This window comes from Exiguobacterium marinum DSM 16307, assembly GCF_000620845.1.
GTDB classification, from domain to species: Bacteria; Bacillota; Bacilli; order Exiguobacteriales; family Exiguobacteriaceae; genus Exiguobacterium; species Exiguobacterium marinum.
On record NZ_KK211189.1, the window covers coordinates 1504471 to 1523425 of the forward strand.

General features: G+C 44.3%; 17 protein-coding genes and 2 tRNA genes. 16 read left to right on the forward strand and 3 right to left on the reverse strand.

The features are described 5' to 3' along the window. Positions 1-83 precede the first annotated feature (83 nt). Genes P400_RS0107990 through P400_RS0108005 form a run of 4 tightly spaced genes read left to right on the forward strand, consistent with a single transcriptional unit; the run spans position 84 to position 3542 of the window. Positions 84-845, forward strand: coding sequence for a metal ABC transporter ATP-binding protein (locus P400_RS0107990; RefSeq protein ID WP_026825690.1), 762 nt, complete (start codon positions 84-86; stop codon positions 843-845). Beyond that, a complete protein-coding gene (locus tag P400_RS0107995; protein ID WP_026825691.1) occupies positions 842-1699 on the forward strand; it encodes a metal ABC transporter permease in 858 nt (285 codons plus the stop codon). Before P400_RS0107990 ends, P400_RS0107995 begins: the two co-directional genes overlap by 4 nt. Next, positions 1692-2117, forward strand: coding sequence for a Fur family transcriptional regulator (locus P400_RS0108000; RefSeq protein ID WP_026825692.1), 426 nt, complete (start codon positions 1692-1694; stop codon positions 2115-2117). The genes P400_RS0107995 and P400_RS0108000 overlap by 8 nt, the downstream gene beginning before the upstream one ends. Before the next feature lie 36 nt (positions 2118-2153). Next, the gene (locus P400_RS0108005) at positions 2154-3542 is read left to right on the forward strand and encodes an NAD(P)H-hydrate dehydratase (RefSeq protein WP_026825693.1); all 1389 of its coding nucleotides are present in this window, start codon (positions 2154-2156) and stop codon (positions 3540-3542) included. Between the two features lie 32 nt (positions 3543-3574). Here the strand turns inward: P400_RS0108005 and P400_RS0108010 are convergent, their stop codons facing one another. Both P400_RS0108010 and ispG read right to left on the reverse strand, forming a co-directional pair. Then, complete coding sequence (locus tag P400_RS0108010) at positions 3575-4159, reverse strand: hypothetical protein (protein ID WP_026825694.1); 585 nt, start codon at positions 4157-4159, stop codon at positions 3575-3577. Between the two features lie 75 nt (positions 4160-4234). Further along, positions 4235-5356 carry a flavodoxin-dependent (E)-4-hydroxy-3-methylbut-2-enyl-diphosphate synthase gene (gene ispG, locus P400_RS0108015; protein WP_026825695.1) on the reverse strand — a complete coding sequence of 374 codons (1122 nt, stop codon included), beginning with the start codon at positions 5354-5356 and terminating at the stop codon, positions 4235-4237. A gap of 212 nt (positions 5357-5568) precedes the next feature. Here ispG and P400_RS0108020 point away from each other — a divergent pair, with 212 nt between their 5' ends. After that, positions 5569-7269 carry a methyl-accepting chemotaxis protein gene (locus P400_RS0108020; protein WP_026825696.1) on the forward strand — a complete coding sequence of 567 codons (1701 nt, stop codon included), beginning with the start codon at positions 5569-5571 and terminating at the stop codon, positions 7267-7269. Positions 7270-7283: 14 nt separating this feature from the next. Here P400_RS0108020 and P400_RS0108025 read toward each other — a convergent pair whose 3' ends face one another. Continuing rightward, positions 7284-7742, reverse strand: coding sequence for a hypothetical protein (locus tag P400_RS0108025; protein ID WP_026825697.1), 459 nt, complete (start codon positions 7740-7742; stop codon positions 7284-7286). A gap of 179 nt (positions 7743-7921) precedes the next feature. On the opposite strand from P400_RS0108025, the gene P400_RS0108030 reads away from it, so the two are divergent. The 11 genes from P400_RS0108030 to phoU all read left to right on the forward strand — a co-directional run bounded on the left by P400_RS0108030 (position 7922) and on the right by phoU (position 18910). Further along, complete coding sequence (locus P400_RS0108030) at positions 7922-9565, forward strand: Na/Pi cotransporter family protein (RefSeq protein ID WP_026825698.1); 1644 nt, start codon at positions 7922-7924, stop codon at positions 9563-9565. Positions 9566-9672: 107 nt separating this feature from the next. Continuing rightward, positions 9673-9746: transfer RNA gene (locus P400_RS0108035), tRNA-Met, on the forward strand. 7 nt (positions 9747-9753) lie between these two features. Next, positions 9754-9827 (forward strand) — tRNA-Ile (locus P400_RS0108040). A 114-nt stretch (positions 9828-9941) separates the two neighbouring features. After that, positions 9942-11414 (forward strand): alpha-amylase, encoded by a 1473-nt coding sequence (locus P400_RS0108045; protein WP_026825699.1) that lies wholly within the window; start codon positions 9942-9944, stop codon positions 11412-11414. 84 nt (positions 11415-11498) lie between these two features. Beyond that, positions 11499-12107 (forward strand): superoxide dismutase, encoded by a 609-nt coding sequence (locus P400_RS0108050; RefSeq protein ID WP_026825700.1) that lies wholly within the window; start codon positions 11499-11501, stop codon positions 12105-12107. A 157-nt stretch (positions 12108-12264) separates the two neighbouring features. Further along, complete coding sequence (locus tag P400_RS0108055) at positions 12265-14328, forward strand: peptidoglycan D,D-transpeptidase FtsI family protein (protein ID WP_026825701.1); 2064 nt, start codon at positions 12265-12267, stop codon at positions 14326-14328. A gap of 153 nt (positions 14329-14481) precedes the next feature. Continuing rightward, positions 14482-15417 (forward strand): PstS family phosphate ABC transporter substrate-binding protein, encoded by a 936-nt coding sequence (locus tag P400_RS0108060; protein WP_034770981.1) that lies wholly within the window; start codon positions 14482-14484, stop codon positions 15415-15417. 84 nt (positions 15418-15501) lie between these two features. Next, a complete protein-coding gene (gene pstC / locus P400_RS0108065) occupies positions 15502-16446 on the forward strand; it encodes a phosphate ABC transporter permease subunit PstC (RefSeq protein WP_026825703.1) in 945 nt (314 codons plus the stop codon). A gap of 1 nt (position 16447) precedes the next feature. Continuing rightward, positions 16448-17359, forward strand: coding sequence for a phosphate ABC transporter permease PstA (pstA, locus tag P400_RS0108070; protein WP_034770985.1), 912 nt, complete (start codon positions 16448-16450; stop codon positions 17357-17359). 101 nt (positions 17360-17460) lie between these two features. After that, the gene (pstB, locus tag P400_RS0108075; protein ID WP_235181876.1) at positions 17461-18231 is read left to right on the forward strand and encodes a phosphate ABC transporter ATP-binding protein PstB; all 771 of its coding nucleotides are present in this window, start codon (positions 17461-17463) and stop codon (positions 18229-18231) included. Between the two features lie 16 nt (positions 18232-18247). After that, entirely contained in the window at positions 18248-18910 is a 663-nt protein-coding gene (gene phoU / locus P400_RS0108080; protein ID WP_034770988.1) for a phosphate signaling complex protein PhoU, read from the forward strand. The last annotated feature ends 45 nt before the right edge of the window (positions 18911-18955 follow it).

Here is an 18955-nt window from a genome sequence, read left to right on the forward strand (position 1 = left end):
GAAGACATGTCTAATATTTTGTATAATACAAACGCCTAGGAAGTAGAAATGATTACGATTTATCAAATGAGAGAAGGGATTAGATGACAAAATCCGTCGTCAAATTAAACGATGTGTCTTATTTCTATGATGGGACACCGGCCTTACAACACGTATCGATTGATATTCGACAAGGGGACTTTGTCGCAATCGTTGGAGAAAACGGTTCTGGGAAGTCGACCTTGATTCGAACCATTCTTGGTTTACTAAACCCACAACAAGGGTCTGTCGAACTTTTTGGCAAGCCAATCTCGCAGTTTAAAGACAAGTCTCGTATCAGTTACGTTTCCCAAAAAGCGGCCTCGTTTAACTCGGGATTCCCGGTTACGGTGGAAGAGGTCGTAGCAATGGGAAGATATGGTCGCCTTGGTTTATTCAAACGTCTCAAAATAGAAGATCAAGCAGCGATTCAAAATGCTCTTGAAACGGTAAATATGTGGCAGTTTCGCCATCGTAAAATTGGAGAATTATCAGGTGGGCAGCAACAACGGGTCTTCATCGCACGGGCGATGGTTAACCAGCCCGATCTATTGATTCTCGATGAACCGACCGTTGGTGTCGACCAAAAGCATCTACAGGATTTTTATGAAGTATTGCATATGCTCAGAGAACATACGACGTGTACATTCGTACTCGTCACACACGATTTGAACGTTGTGACGGACCTCGTCACGAAAGTCGTCCATCTTGATCATGGAAAATTGGCGTGCAATTGTGGTTTAAGGGAATATAGTGAGCTCGGTGAACTGGCATCATCCATCAAACCATATCCTGTCAAAGTTCTCATTCACGAGGGTACAAGATGATTGCAGATCTCTGGACATATAGTTTTTTACGTTATGCGTTCATCGCGGCACTTGTCATCGGCTTCACTGCTCCTTTAATTGGTTCATTTGTTGTGGTCAGACGAATGAGCTTGATTGCCGATGCACTGTCACACATAACCCTTGCCGGTATTTCATTTAGCTTATTTCTTGGACAATATATTGCCTTGTTTGCTGGGCTAAACCCGCTTTATATGGGTACGTTAATTTCGGTGCTAGCGGCACTTGGGCTCAATTGGTTGCGCGGGAAATATATTCACTTTCAAGAACTGTCTATTCCAATTATGATGTCTGCAGGGATGGGACTCAGTGCAATCTTCATATCGCTCTCTAGAGGCTTCTCTATTGATTTATCATCACTCTTATTCGGATCGATTTCTGCAGTGAGCCAGTCTGATATATCATTGATTGTTGGTGTAGCAGTTGTGACCCTAGTTGTCATTATCATCTTTTATAAGCAACTGTTGTTCTTGTCATTTGATGAAGAGCAAGCAAAAGTCTCTGGACTGCCAAGTACGATGCTCCACACGCTGTTCATGTTCATCGTTGCGCTTGTCATTGCTGTGAGCATGCGAATTGTCGGTACGCTCCTCGTCTCTAGCTTGATTACCCTACCGGTCGCAGCTGCGTTACGTTTCACCTCAAGCTTCAAACAGACGATTCTTTGGTCCGTCATCTTTGGAGAGGTCGCGACAATCGGTGGACTTGTCCTCGCCTATGACCTCGATGTCGCACCAGGTGGGGTAATCGTGTTGATTGCTGTCAGCATTCTTGCCATCGTTATGTTACTTGAAAAAGTGATGAGTTTCAGGAAAAAGGAGGTATATCATGAATGAGACAGAAAGACTGGACCGACTTCGTTCGTCCTCTTTAAAAGTCACACCGAAACGTCTGGAAATGTATGCCTATCTCTCTGAAGAAGACCGCTATATCAGTGCGAAAGAAGTGCTTGAATACATGCGGGATAAGCATCCGACGATGAGTTTTGATACAGTCTATCGGAATCTCAAATCGTTTGCTGAAGAAGGTTTACTCGAAGCGACAGAGCTAGACGGGGAAAAGTCGTTCCGTGTCACGTGTAGTGCGAACCACCACCATCATCATTTGATTTGTCGAAATTGTGGGAAGACGAAGCTACTCGATTTGTGTCCAATGAGATTCGTAGAAACGCTCGATCCTGAATTTGAAGTGGTCGACCATAAGTTTGAGATATATGGGTATTGTAAAGAATGTAAGCAAAAGGGATTGAATTGATTCAATTCCTTTTTTGTATCGAAAGGGGGGCTTCAAATGATTTATACAGCTGCAGAAATCAAACAGATTGATCAAACCGCTACTCAAAACGGGATGCCTGAGTCGGTATTGATGGAACGGGCGGCCTCGGCAATCGTGCCTAAACTTCCAATCGAATCGCATTCAACCATATTGGTGGTGTGTGGTACCGGAAACAATGGAGGGGATGGCTGGGTCGTCGCAAGAGAGCTCGCCGTAAAAGGACATGAGGTGAGTGTATGGTTACCACTTGGTGATAGTAAATCAGAGGCAGCTTCGACACACGCGGCATATGCGTCTTCGCTCGTTCGTGTGATTGAACAACCTGTAGCAACGGATATTGTCATTGATGCTCTTTTCGGAGTCGGACTGTCTGGTCCCGTGACTGGAAAAGCAAGGGACGTGATTGAATGGGTGAATCAACAAATGGCAACCGTCTTATCGATTGATCTTCCTTCAGGAATACCGAGTGACCATGCACGTGAGTTTGATGGTCTGGCGATTCAGGCAACACGCACATATTGTTTGCACGGATACAAACGTACTGCGTTTTTAAATCGTACGTCGCCATATTACGGACAGATTGAACGAATTGATATTGGATTACCGCATACATCGAATTGGAGCGTGTTGACCGAATCTGATTTCAATCGGTCATTATTGGAGCGGGACCGATTTAGTCATAAAACAGACTATGGACACGGTATACTTATCGGTGGAAGTCGTCATTTGTTAGGCGCACCATTTTTAGGAGGTCGTGCTGCGATTCGTTCGGGGATTGGTTTATTAAATCTCTCCATCCCACGAGAAGCAAGCCCGTTCATTTCAACATTGCCTGAAGCGATGTACAATCAACATTCGGATGTTCTAGAGCAATCATATGATGCGATTGCAATTGGTCCCGGTATGGTGGAAGGTGAGGGGATGGATACCATCTGGCAACAAGTGAAGCACCAGTCTTGTCCCATTATTGTCGATGCGGGTGCGCTCTCGACGAGACGTTTAGAAACACGAGGTCCGCTCATCTTAACGCCTCATCCTGGCGAATTTTCCAGACTGACCAATCAATCGGTTGAAGAAATCGAAGGGGACCGTTTCGCTGTGGCCAGCGAGTTCGCGAAACAACATCGAGTTCATTTGATTTTAAAAGGCACGTATACCCTCATCGTCACACCTGATGGGAAAGGTGCCGTCAATACTGTAGAAGCGTCTGCTTTAGCGAAAGGTGGGAGTGGAGACATATTGACGGGAATCTTACTTGCGCTCTGGTCAAGAAAAGGTGAGCTTCAATCTCCTAGTGAGCAAGCTGTATTGTGGCATGCGCTCGCCGCCAAATCGATTAGTCGAACGATACACCCCGCAAGTGTACTAGCAAGCGATGTGATCGAAGAGCTCGGACGAATTTAAAAAGGCAATCCCGATTGCGTCGGGATTGCCTTTTAACGTTGCTGTAGAACGATTTGTTTCTCTATTTGTGCGACATGATGGTGCGCCTCGCGCCATGTCGAAATACGGGTCACGCCCTCTGGTAACGTCTTACGATTATAAGGTGCATCGAATAGGAGTACCGGGATTGATGTTTCTTCATGAATCGAGATTGCGTTCTCATATCGATCTTCCATAAACAGTTCGAGTGACAAGTCTTTGACGACATTGATTTTATCATGGGAACCGGTCATGACCAACGAATCGAGCGGAAGGCGATGCTGTTTGATCCATTCTTCCGTAACCGGTCGCACGGCCTCACTTCTGGCAGTGACGTAATGCAGATGATGTTGTCGCTTTAGCTCCCATAACACATTAAGCACATCGGAGTGCGGAAGGGAACGGCGGTAAATCGCTTCCTCATGCCCCTCTTCAATCATAAACTTCCAAAATTCATGTTGCTCCATCGTTGTATACGTATGCAACTCGTACTCGGTCGCACGATGATAATCAATCGAATAACCGAGTGATTCATTCATATATAGGAAACAACTTTTAGGATCTGTAACGGTTCCGTCCAAATCAATGCCGATTCGCATCTCATCACTCCTCCTCACATGCCCTCTATTCTATCAAAAACCCGTACGGTTGCAACCGTACGGGAATGAGATTTGTTAATTTGATTGATTTGCGAGTTCCTGTTCTTCGCGCTCACGTTCAGCCATTTTTTCAGCGGCGATGGCATCGATTTCTTTTTTCAATTCTTCGACCATCGTCGCTTCAGGCACTTTACGGATAATCTTTCCGTGACGGAAGAGGAGACCTTCGTTACGTGCGCCAGCGATTCCGATATCGGCTTCACGAGCCTCACCCGGACCGTTTACCGCACATCCGAGAACGGCAACTTTAATATTGACGTTAATATTTTGAATGTAATCTTCTACTTCTTTTGCAATCGAAATCAAATCGATTTCAATTCGCCCACACGTTGGGCAAGAAATTAGAGTCGCGGCATTCGCTGCAAGCCCGAACGACTTGAGTACTTCTTTTGCAACTTTCACCTCTTCTACCGGATCATCTGAAAGCGAGACCCGAACAGTTGAGCCGATACCGAGTGAAAGGATGGCGCCGAGTCCGGCCGCTGACTTGAGTGAGCCAGAGAAGAGCGGGCCGGACTCTGTGATTCCGACATGGAGTGGATAGTCGAATGTCTTCGCAGCGAGCGTGTACGCTTCGAGTGCGAGATTCACGTCAGACGCTTTGAGCGAGATGATCGTGTTGTAGAATCCGAGGTCCTCGAGAATCTTGACGTGGTGCATGGCACTTTCAACCATTCCTTGGGCAGTCGGATAACCATACTTTTCAAGGAATTGTTTTTCTAATGAGCCAGCGTTGACACCAATCCGAATTGGAATCCCTTTTGCTTTTGCTGCGTTTACGACAGCTTCTACTTTCTCACGGCGACCAATGTTACCCGGGTTGATGCGAATTTTATCGACGCCACTTTCAATCGCTTTTAAGGCAAGCTTGTAATCGAAGTGAATATCGACGACGAGCGGGATGTTGATGCGGCTCTTGATTTCAGCTAATGCGTCAGCTGCACGTTCGTCTGGACATGCCACGCGAACGACTTGGCAACCAGCTTCTTCAAGACGTTTGATTTCGGCGACTGTCGCCTCGACGTCATGTGTTTTCGTTGTGGTCATAGATTGGATAATGACTTCGTTAGATCCCCCGATAATCAAGTTACCGACACGAATCGGACGTGTTAATGAACGATGCAAAATTTCTGACATATACGTAATCTCCTTCTTTTGGAAAGAATCCAATCGATTTAAGATGATAAGGTTTCTTCATTATCATAACGAAAAGAATGTGAAAAAGCATCTAGGATGCGTAACGGATGTGTGCTCTTTACAAACTATAACGTTATCTTAACATCTACTTCATAATTTTCCACCGTCTCAAGACCGATATATAGGCGAGATTATAAAAAGAGGTGGCACACGTGAAGTGGAATTTCAAACGACATCTAATCAAAAAAGCCAGAAATGAAACCAAGAAAAATAAACGTCTAAAAATGGCACACCGTCTTCAATGGACACTGATGCCAATCGTCCTTCTTATCTTCATCCTCACATTTAGTTGGTTCGCACTAAAATCTGAACAACTGTTGTCAGCGGAGATTGAGCAACGTCTCCTGCGAGAAGTCACGGTTATGCGAGAATCAATTAAGACCTCATACAGTGCCTATGTCGCTAACGAGAAACAATTGAATCGTTCACTGAAGTCTACCTATATGCAACAAGCATCGATCTTATCAGGAGATGAGATGGATGCGGCTCAATTTTTAGTGAATGAGCAGTCGGTCGTGCAATTGACAGGGAAGAAAGGAATAACGGCAGACAGTTCTATAGAAGATATCTTTGAGAATTCTAAATCGGAAGTGATAGAAACAGAGCGATTATTAATTGCTTCCGTACCGATTCCTGAACTGAAAGCAGATTACGTTCTTGTCGTCACGAAAGAATCTGTTCTCGGTTCGATGAGTGAGTTACGGAGGCATATCGTTTACATCTTATTGATTGCGATGATTGGGATGACCTTTATGTTTACACGGTTCATTCACCGTGAAGTAAATTCATTAAGTGTTCTAGCCAATTCGTTACGTCGCGCTGTCGAGTCGCGCCGATTCGACGATGTAATGCTTGGAGCAAAGTCAAAGGAAATACATATGTTAGAAACGGAATTCAATGCGTTCATTCATCTGTGGAATCAATCGATGACAATGATGGGGAAAACTGCAATAGCATTTAATAAGAGCTTGCCAGTCTTCAAACAAGAGCTATTGAACAGTCACCATCAAGTGGAACAGTTTAGAGAAGTCGCAGCCACTGTAGAGTCTACGAGTCACTCTTATCAATGTGTGACGAGCGGGTCCTCATCTAAAATGAGAGAAGTGACACAACAAATTGAAATGCTCGAACAACAAATTACAAGTGTGGATGAACGAGGGAATCGATTAAAATCAATTTTACATGAAGAGCTTGAAACATTCTCTGCAGTGAAAGAAGTCAGTGCCTATGTCGAGCGTCAAGTTGAGTCCATTCAGCAAAAGCTTATGGAAAGTGAAGTGAACTCTTCAAAGGCAGATGAAGCGCTAAAAAGTATCCTCTCCGTCTCGACAGCGACAAAAATGCTGTCATTAAACGCATCAATCGAGGCGGCACGAGCTGGAGAACATGGCAAAGGATTTGCTGTCGTTGCGAATGAAGTGGGCAACTTGGCCAAAATGACAAATGAGGCAACGCTTCTAGCGGTCAGTGCCATTGAAGCGCTGAACATAGAACGAATAGACTTGCTATCTGAAGTCAATGACTTCATTGGGGAGATTCACCTTCTAAAAGATGCCGTCGATCGTGTCGAGGCTGGTATCGAGACGATTGATTACGAGATTAAAGTTCAGCTAGACGAGTTTCAGGAAATTACTGTTCATACCTCTAGTACAGGGGAGCGGCTCGTTCAATTGATGGAATCGAATGAGAAGTTACGAGAAATCAGTTCATTGCTTGAGCGGAAATTGAGTGATTTAAATGAAGGGGTAGATCGTTGGTCGAATGTTCAACGCTCACTACAAGATGCTGGCACGAACTTAGGAGACCAAAGTGAGGCACTGAATCAAACACTTGAGGAATTGTCACCGACATAAACAACGTCGAGCGTTCAAGAGGACGCCCGACGTTGTTTTTTTTGTGGCACTTTCGTCAGAGGATAGATAACATACCCTAATCCAATAATCAAACCAATAACTATGAAATTTGAATTGATATGATACAACGTGACTAACAGAACAGTCGGCACAAGAGTCATCGACACGGCATATGGCCAAGATTGACGATAGGGCAACATATTTTTTGAATAGATTTTCGTAAACAATTGGACGAATAAAGCAATGATGGATACCCAAATCAAATAGAAAAAGAAGATTGCGAAGCCGTGTAAAAATAGCCACATCGGAATAAAAAAGTCAGGACGAATTACTAAAAAATCTAACGTAGTGATGACAAGCGTCAGAATAAAAGCTGCGCCCATATAAGCATGTAGTGGCGCAAGACGAAGTCGTAACACTTGTTTTGAAGGGACTAGACTTGAGCGGAGAAACGTGAAAATCGTGGATAACATATAAAAACTCCAATCTGTTATATTACAAAGACTCATAAATAGACAATTTTGGTACAGCGTTTTAATAAAACTTTTACATAAAACGTGTTTACATGAAGATGCCGATGAAGGCATAATGAGTAGGGCATTAAAAACCAAGCAAATCCAACCAATTCTTAATTAAAAGGAGTACAAAAATCGTGGAATACAATTTGCAAGAAATGTTATTCATGTTTTTTGGAGGTCTAGGGATCTTCCTCTTCGGGATCAAATCGATGGGAGACGGACTCCAAAAGTCTGCAGGGAATCGCCTGCGAGACATCCTTGATAAGTATACAACGAATCCTTTCCTTGGTGTACTCGCCGGGATTATCGTTACAGTATTGATTCAATCTTCTTCAGGTACTACCGTTATTACGGTCGGGCTGGTCAGTGCTGGCTTCATGACGCTTCGTCAAGCAATTGGAGTCATCATGGGTGCAAACATCGGTACAACGGTCACGGCATTCATTATCGGATTCGATGTCGGTGAATATTCGCTTCCGATGATTGCAATCGGTGCAGTCCTGCTCTTCTTCTTTAAGAAAGAACGTTTTCAACACCTTGGACAAGTCATCTTTGGTCTTGGGGCACTTTTCTACGGTCTTGAGTTGATGGGAGACGGGATGCGTCCACTTCGTTCAAGTGAGTATTTCATCGACTTGACACAATCTATGAGTGACAATCCGTTCCTCGGAGTCATCGTCGGTACAGTATTTACTGTCATTGTACAATCATCTTCCGCAACAATTGGTATCTTACAAGAGCTATATGCTGGAGGGTCAATCGACTTAGACGCCGCGCTTCCAGTATTGTTCGGTGATAACATCGGAACAACAATCACAGCGATTCTCGCATCAATCGGTGCTTCAGTTGCCGCACGACGTGCAGCAGCAGCGCACGTCATCTTCAACTTGATTGGTACGACAATCTTCATGATTTTGTTAATTCCTTTTACAAATTATATCTATTGGATTACAGACTTCTTAGCAATTGAAGACAAGATGCAAATTGCATTCGCACACGGTACGTTCAACTTTGCCAATACGTTCATTCAGTTCTGGTTCATTGGTTCGATTGCTTGGCTCGTAACGAAAATGGTGCCTGGCGAAGATTCAATCGTTGACACGAAAGCGCAACACCTAGATCCAATCTTCATTCAACAGTCACCATCGATTGCCGTAGAACAAGCAAAATATGAAGTCATCCGCATGGGAGATTTCGCAAAACTTGGTCTTGATGAAGCGCGTAACTATTTGACTACAGGCGACAAAAAACACTCTGAAAAGTCAGCTCATATCGAAGAAGCGTTAAATTCGTTAAATGCCAAAATTACTGATTATCTCGTGAAATTGGCCGCAGTTGATTTGACAGAACAAGAATCACAAGAGCACAAGACACTCATGCATGCAATCAACGACATCGAACGCATTGGTGATCATGTTGAAAACATCATTGAGTTAATCGATTATAAGACAGCTACGAAAGTCACACTGTCGGCTGATGCTCAAAAAGAATTGACTGAAATGTACGACCTCACACGTGAAACGCTAGAGAAATCACTTCAAACGTTGGCGAGCAGTGATATGGTCGAGGCACGTAAAGTCATTGAAATGGAAGCGAAGCTTGATATGCTCGAGCGTCAATTCCGTAAGAACCACGTCGTCCGCTTGAACAAAGGGACTTGTGATGGACAAGCAGGTATGTTCTTCGTTGATATGCTCTCAAACCTTGAGCGAATCGGTGACCATGCGATGAATATCACAGAAATCACACTAGAAGATGCAAACGAAGTAACCGTATAAGAACTGGGCACTCCAAATGAATTTTTGGAGTGCTTTTTTCTGTTCGGTAAGGAATTTCCCTTGACACTCTAAAATATATTCAGTATATTATTACTGTATAACAACATGGCGGTGTAGCTCAGCTGGCTAGAGCGTACGGTTCATACCCGTGAGGTCGTGGGTTCGACTCCCTCCGCCGCTATTTATAAGGACCCTTAGCTCAGCTGGTTAGAGCAGACGGCTCATAACCGTCCGGTCGTAGGTTCAAGTCCTACAGGGTCCATTTTCCGACAACTTTCATTTTGTGAAAGTTGTTTTTTTGTTTTCAATCTAAAAATCGTGGGTAAATACTCGTTAGCATTTTGTTTTTTGAAAAATATGAAATGAGGCGAACAAAATGGAACGAAATCACACCATGATGCAGTTTTTTGAATGGCATGTTGAGGCAGACCAAAAACATTGGAAGCGATTAAAAGAGAGAGCAGAAGACTTAAATAAAGCTGGAATCACGGCCCTTTGGTTACCACCTGTTACGAAGGGACAAAGTGGCGAGGACACTGGTTATGGTGTTTATGACTTATACGATTTAGGAGAATTTAATCAAAAAGGGTCAATCGCCACGAAATATGGAACGAAACAAGAACTACTCGAAGCAACAGCGTATTGTCAACAAGAGTTAGGTATGCAAATTTATATGGATGTGGTCATGAACCATAAAGCAGGCGCGGATGCAACCGAGAACTTTGAAGTATTAGAAGTCGATCCGAATGACCGAACAAAAGTATTGTCAGATGAGCCGTTTGAAATTGAAGGTTGGACGAAGTTTGATTATGAAGCCCGAGACGGGAAATATTCGAATTTCAAATGGGACTACACTCATTTTAACGGAACTGATTATGATGCGGCGACTGACCGTTCTGGTATTTACTTCATCGTTGGAGAGAATAAGCGGTGGAATGATAACGTTGATGACGAATTCGGTGTTTATGATTATCTCATGTTCGCAAATATCGATTATCACCACCCAGATGTGCGTGAGGAAGTGTTGAACTGGGGTAAATGGTTCATCGAGGAAACAAAATGTGACGGATTCCGTTTGGACGCAATTAAGCATATCAACTATGATTTTGTGAAAGAGTTCAGCCAAACGATGCGAGAAGAGAAGGGGGATGAATTCTATTTAGTCGGGGAGTTTTGGAAATCAGACCTCGATGCGTGTCGAGCATTCCTTGATAACATCGATTATCACGTCGACTTGTTCGATGTTCCCCTTCATTACAATTTGCATCGCGCATCGCAAGAAGGGGCTTCATTTGATATGCGAACGATTTTTGATGACACACTCGTTCAGTCACACCCCCTTCATGCGGTGACATTCGTGGATAATCACGATTCCCAGCCTGAGGAGGCGCTTGAATCGTGGGTAGAAGAATGGTTTAAACAAATCGCTTATGGTCTCGTCTTGCTTCGTAAAGATGGATATCCTTGTGTCTTCTATGGAGATTACTACGGTATTGACGGACCACACCCGACTGATGGCATGAAACTTGCGATTGACACGCTCCTATATGCTCGTCGTGAAAAAGCTTACGGCGATCAGGACGATTACTTCGATGAGTCGAATGTCATTGGATGGGTTCGCCATGGGGCAGAAGAGATCGAACGTTCAGGATGCGCCGTTCTCATTTCAAATTCCGATGAGGCTGAAAAGAGAATGTTCGTTGGTGAAGAGCGCTCTGGAGAAACATGGGTCGATTTGACGAATACCTTAGAGGACAAAATTGAGATTGATGATGAAGGATTTGGGGTATTTAAAGTGGCGGCGGGGTCTATTTCTGTCTGGGCGTTACCGGAAGAAGATGTCGAGTGAAGCATTAGAATTGAGTAGACCGTCACATATCTGTTACATTTAAGACGAACGTTGTTCAAAACACTTTTAAGGGGGATTTTAGTAATGGCTAAATTTGAATTACCAAAACTTGATTACGCATATGATGCACTCGAACCACACATTGATGCTCGCACGATGGAAATCCACCACACAAAACATCACAACACTTACGTCACAAACGTAAACAATGCACTCGAAGGGAAAGATGTAGAGTACTCTTCACTCGAAGACTTACTCCAAAAAATCGATTCACTTCCTGCTGACATTCAAACTGCTGTCCGTAACAACGGTGGCGGTCATTGGAACCATTCATTCTTCTGGAAGCTCTTGAAGAAAAATGAGAATGGTACGCCGTCTGGAGACCTGGCTTCTGCAATCGACGAGTCGTTCGGTAGCTTTGACGCATTCAAAGACGAGTTCACAAAAGCTGCAACAACTCGCTTCGGTTCAGGCTGGGCATGGCTCGTCGTGAAAAACGGGAAACTTGAAGTGACGTCTACACCTAACCAAGACTCACCGATCATGGAAGGCGTCTCGCCAATTCTTGGCCTTGACGTTTGGGAACACGCTTACTACTTGAACTATCAAAACCGTCGTCCTGACTACATCAATGCATTCTTCCATGTCATCGACTGGGATTACGTTGCGAAATTGTACGCTGACGCTAAATAAGTCGTTCTTACCTGGGACTCTTACATGAGTCCCGGGTTTTTTTGTGCTTTTCATTATTTTGTAAACAAATTATGATATAGTGAAAATCGGATAAAATGACAGGTTATGCTGTTCTATATAATATAGAAGGAATCGATTGTGGAAGGAGTTAACGGACTTGGCTAAAAATCGTGTGAAAGTGCTGAAGAAACGGCGAAACCACTTACCGTTACGCTTGAATTTACTATTTTTTATCGTCTTCATTCTATTTGCGACTCTTATTTTTCGGTTAGGGGTCGTTCAAATCGTGAACGGGGAATTGATTGCTCGAGAAGTACAGAAAACGGAGTCGAGTAAAATCAAGTATGAGGTACCGCGAGGAAAGATTTACGACCGTAACGGTCAAGTGCTTGCGGATACGATTTCGAATTACTCGGTCATGTATCGCCGCTCGCAAGTGACGAAAACGGATGAACGGTTAGATGTTGCAAAAAAATTGGCAGAGATTGTCGATATTCCGAAAGAAGATCGTAAAATGACCGAGCGTGACCGCAAAGACTACTGGATTGCAACGAATCCGGAGTTAGCGCAAGAGCGCACTCAATCCTTGTTGGAGGCGTTATCGGAAGAGAAACGGGCGGCATTGTCTAACCAAGACGTGGATCGCCTTTTGCTTGACTCGATCACAGAAGAAGAGATCACGTTTGATGATGCGACAGAAGAAATCATCGCCATCAAGCACAATATGGAAAGCGGCTATGCATTAGACCCACAGGTCATCAAAATCGGAGCAAGTCCGAAAGAGATGGCGGTCATCGAAGAAAACCTAGAACGATTGCCAGGTGTTAGCGTTGAGCCATATTATCAACGTGACTATCCGTTCGATGAGACGTTCAAGAGCTTTTTAGGAAGTTACCGTCAAATACCGGCTGAGCAACGTGCTTCCTACCAAGCAAAAGGTTATGGGTTGAATGATCGGGTCGGAACATCTTATTTGGAACAACAATATGAAGACGTCCTTCGTGGAACGCCAGCATACGATGTGTTCACGACTTACAAAGGGGAACCAGTCGGGGAACCGACACGAGTCAGCGGAAACCCAGGCAAAGATATCGTGTTATCAACGGACATCGAATTCCAAAAAGAAATCGACGAGATTTTGAAGAAGGCTATTCGAGCAGGACGTTCTGGAAGTCCTCACTTTGATCGGGCTTTTGCTGTTGTCATGAATCCTCAAACGGGGGAGCTTCTTGCATTGTCAGGACAGGAACTTGATTTAGAGACGAACGAATTTAAGGACGTTTCGACCGGAACGGTGCTGCGTGCCAGCCAAATTGGGTCAACTATTAAAGGGGCGACAGTCGCCTATGGATTTGAAGAAGGTGTCGTCAAACCAGGTGAATATATTTATGATGCTCCGATTCGAATCGGGTCGTCCGTCAAAGCCTCATATCGGAACATGGGGAACATCAACGACTTAGATGCACTCGCAATGTCATCGAACATCTATATGTTCCAAATAGCATTACGTTTGGCTGACTATTACTCGACAGGTCAAATCGTCGGAGAAAATGTCACACAAGCATTTGAAACGATGGAACATTATTATAAACAGTTTGGCCTCGGAGTCGAGACTGGAATTGACTTACCGTTTGAATCTACCGGATTCCGTAGCATCCCGGACCGTGTCACACTTCTTATGGATATGTCGATCGGGCAGTATATTTCCTACACGCCGATTCAATTGGCACAGTATACGTCCGCTCTAGCAAATGGTGGTTATCGTGTACAACCGCACTTGCTTAAAGAAATCATTGAGCCTGGTTCGCTTGATGAAAATAACAAGCAAGTCGTCAGCACGTTCCAACCAAATGCGTTAAATAAAGTCGATATTCAAGATGAGTACATTCAGCGAGTTCGCGAAGGATTTCGTCAAGGTGTTGAATCTTCATCAGGTTCATCTCGTATCTTGCAGCAGACAGGTATGACGGCTGCAGGTAAAACAGGTACAGCCCAGGCCATCGCTGAAGGTGAAGACGGTCAGGCGAAACGAAACGCCAGCGGGGAGCCGATTAAGACGCTGAACTCCAACCATGTTGGTTGGGCACCGTTTGATGACCCAGAAATTGCTTGGGCCATCATCATGCCTGGACTTGAGGCAGAGGGAATCAACACACGTGTCGCTCATGACATCATGAAAGCTTACTTTGATTTAGAAGATGTGAATGCAATGCTTCAATGAAAGGGGTCACTTCGGTGACTTCTTTTTTTGTCTTTACAATTCTTTTACGTTCCGTTTATTTCTCGTTAATAGAAGTTCATTAGGATATTAATTGTAGGACATAACAACAGATCCACAACAAAAATCAAAGCAAACTCAAGGAGGACGTCACAAATGTCTTGGATGAAAAAATCAGCTGTACTCGCTTCAATCACTTCGGTCGCACTCGTAGGTGCTGCCTGTGGGAATAATGAAGAAGGTGGAGCTGCTGAAGGCGATGCGCTCTCAGGAAAAGTCGTCATGGACGGATCGTCAACTGTATTCCCAATCATGGAAGCAGTCGCAGAAGAATATTCAGCCGAACAACCGGAAGTTGAAGTGACGGTCGGTGTCTCTGGTACAGGTGGGGGCTTCAAACGTTTCGTGACGGGAGAGACAGACTTCTCAAACGCATCACGTGAAATCAAAGATGAAGAAGCAGCTGAAGCTGAGAAAAATGGTGTGGAATTCACACAACTTTCAGTCGCGCTTGATGGTCTATCACTCGTTGTAAACCCGGCAAACGACTGGGCACAAGATATCACGATTGAAGAATTGAAAAAAATGTGGACAGACACAAGCGTGAAAACGTGGAAAGATGTTCGCTCTGACTGGCCAGATGAAGAGATTTCATTCTTCGCACCAGGTAAGGATTCAGGTACGTATGATTTCTTCGACGAAAAAGTTCTTGATGAAGTCGATATTCGCCAAGACGCACAATTGTCGGAAGATGACAACGTACTCGTAACGGGTGTCGCAGGGACGGAAGGTGCAATCGGATTCTTCGGATTCGCTTACTACCTTGAAAACCAAGATACACTCCGTGCATTGAAAGTTGAAGGTGTAGAACCGACACACGATACAATCAACGATTTGTCATACCCGCTCTCACGTGAAATCTTCACGTACGTCAACAACGCATCATTGAAAGATAAAGAGCAAGTGGCTGATTTCGCACGCTTCATGAACGAAAACGCTGCTGATCTATCTGAAGAAGTTGGTTACGTGAAAATGGAGCAAGAACGTTACGATGAGAATATGAAAATGATTGATGAGATTGCTGGCGAATAATAATGACAGATGGCAGAAGGTGAGAGCTACTCTCGCCTTCTCGCCATGCTTTCTAGTATGAAGAGGTAGGGAGCGATACACGAGATGAACGAACAAAACAAAGAGCTCTCGATTCGAGAGATGATACATCAAAATAAACAAAAGAAACTCAGTACGACGAACGTGTTTGATAAAATCATGCCGTTCTTATTATTCTTGAGCGCATTCGTATCAGTCGTCACGACAATCGGTATAGCGTTCACGCTTGGTTTTGAACTGTTCAAGTTCTTTGAACGAGTGCCTGTCGCTGAATTTTTAGGGACGACAGAGTGGTACCCGCTTAGTGCAGATCAGCGCTTCGGGGTATGGGCACTTGTGATGGGGACACTCCAAATTACTGTAATTGCGATGCTTGTTGCGGTCCCGCTCGGGTTGGCGTCAGCGATTTATTTAAGTGAGTACGCCTCAGAGCGAGCACGCCGGGTGTTAAAGCCGATTTTAGAAGTGTTGGCCGGTGTACCGACCATCGTCTTCGGCTTCTTCGCCTTATCATTCATCACACCAATTTTGCAATCACTTATTCCAGGACTTCAAATTTACAACGCTCTAAGCCCGGGGATTGTAGTCGGAATCATGATTATTCCGATGATTGCTTCCATCTCTGAAGATGCGATGAGTGCTGTTCCGAAGAAGATTCGAGATGGTGCGCTCGGTTTAGGTGCGACACGTCTTGAAGTGGCGACGAAAGTCGTCATGCCTGCAGCTACGTCAGGAATCATTGCCTCGATCGTTCTTGGAATGAGTCGTGCGATTGGTGAGACGATGATTGTGACCATTGCTGGTGGTTCGCAGCCAAACTTTGAGTTCAATCCGCTCAATGCGATTCAAACGATGACAGCTTACATCGTTCAAATCGCTAAAGGTGATGCAGGGTACGGCACAATTGAATATTACAGTATCTATGCGGTCGGTGCGTTGTTGTTCGTCTTCACACTATTGATGAACCTATTCGCAAACTGGGTGACGCGCCGCTTCAGAGAGGAGTACTAATATGGCTTTACCGAACAGTGAGTTCAAGAATAAGAAGAACCTGATGAATCGTGAAACGGTGTCTGAGCGAATCAAGCGCCGTTTACAACTGAATGAAATATTTAAGTATATCTTTTTGGCAGGGCTCGTCTTTGCGTTAGTCGTTCTGTCGACTTTGATTTATGACATCGTTTCGAAAGGGGCGGGGTGGGTCGACCTCGACTTCTTACGTAACTTCCCGTCACGTCGTCCCGAACAGGCTGGGCTATACCCCGCATTGATTGGCTCATTATGGTTGATGTTTCTCATCGTACCGATGGTGTTTATCATCGGCGTCGGTGCGGCAATCTACCTCGAAGAGTACGCACCAAAAAATCGTATGACTTCATTTATTGAAGTCAACATCTCAAATCTGGCTGGTGTACCTTCAATCGTCTTCGGATTGCTCGGTTTGACGATTTTCGTCCGCGTCATGGAATTGGGTAACTCTGTTATCGCTGGTGCCCTTACCCTAGGTCTCATGAGTTTGCCAATCGTCATCGTGGCATCACAGGAAGCGCTTCGATCAGTCAAAATGGAGTTACGCCACGCTTCTTTAGCACTTGGAGCATCAAAATGGCAGACGACGTTCAATGTCGTCTTACCATCGGCGCTACCAGGAATCATTACAGGGATTATCCTAGCTGTATCTCGTGCGATTGGTGAGACGGCACCGTTGATCATGGTCGGTGCTGCCACGTTTATTTCAACAACACCTAGTGGCATTTTCTCTGACTTCACAGCGTTACCGATTCAGATTTATAACTGGACGAGCCGACCGCAAGCGGAATTCCAAAACTTGGCCGCAGCTGGAATCATCGTACTGATGACAATGCTCATTGCGATGAACTCGGTTGCAATTTATATCCGAAACAAATATACGAATCGACATTGAGTCGTTTTTGCAGATGAATGAGGAGGAAGCTCGAGATGATGAAACAACAAGAGCTCAATAAAGGAGATCAAAACGTGAACACAACTACGACAGAACCGACAATGACTGAGATGAAAAAAGATAGCGCTTATGTCGTCAACAATTTGAACTTGTGGTACGGAGAAGACCAAGCATTGATTGACGTCAACCTCGACATTAAACAGAATGAAGTTACGGCAATCATCGGACCGTCTGGATGTGGGAAATCGACATTCATTAAAACGTTGAACCGTATGGTCGAGCTCGTCCCGTCGGTTCGAACAAATGGTGAGATTCTGTATCACGGGAAAAACATTTTTGACCGCGGCTACAGAGTGGAAGATTTGCGTACATCTGTCGGGATGGTGTTTCAACAACCGAACCCGTTCCCAAAATCCGTTTATGACAACGTGGCATATGGTCCCCGTACGCACGGAATCAAAAATAAGAAAGTGCTAGATGAAATTGTCGAACGTTCGCTTCGCGGTGCTGCCATTTGGGATGAAGTAAAAGACCGTTTGAATGAGAATGCGTACGGTCTTTCTGGTGGACAACAGCAACGTCTCTGTATTGCTCGTACGTTGGCGATTGAGCCTGACGTTATTTTGATGGACGAGCCAACGTCAGCCCTTGATCCGATCTCTACGTTAAAAGTAGAAGAGTTAGTTCAGGAGTTAAAAGAGCAATATTCCATCATTATCGTGACGCATAACATGCAACAAGCTGCCCGTGTTTCAGATAAAACGGCATTCTTCTTGAATGGAGAAGTTGTCGAGTTCGATATAACAGATAAGATTTTCTCGAATCCATCTGACAAACGGACGGAAGACTATATTTCTGGCCGTTTCGGTTAAGGAGGAGACTAGATTGATGGCACAAAATCGTACATTTTTTGATATAAAGTTAACAGAGTTAGAAGATAAAGTAGTTCATTTGGCGAACTTGACGATGCGCCAAACGGCAACGGCAATCGAAGTGTTAGAAAAACATGATCTTGAATTGGCAAAAACCGTAATCGACAATGATAACGAGCTAGACGATTTAGAGTTAGCAATCAACGACGAAGCGATTCTATTGATTGCAAAGCAACAACCAGTTGCAACTGACTTACGCCGTCTAATTGTAACGATGAAGTCAGCCACTGATTTGGAGCGAATTGCGGATTATGCGACGAATATTGCTAAAGCAGTGACACGGATCGAGCATGTTCCGTATGTACATGACATCCAACCGCTTAAGCAGATGGCTGAACAGTTGATCGACATGCTTGAACTTGCGACTCGTGCATATCGGAAGGGTGAAGTGAGTCGTGTTCGTGAACTCAATGAAATGGACCGTGTGATTGACGAAATCAATTTGACGGTGATCAAACAATACATCGGTTCTCTTCCGGCTATGACGGTCGGTACGAATGATGTGTATGAATTCTCGAACATCGCTCGATACCTCGAACGCATGGGCGATCATGTGACAAACTTCGGAGAGCATTTGATTTTCCTTGAAAAAGGGAAACATTATGATTTGAACCAATAAGATTAGTGGTAAAGAACAACAAGACTGTTGTTCTTTATTTTTTTG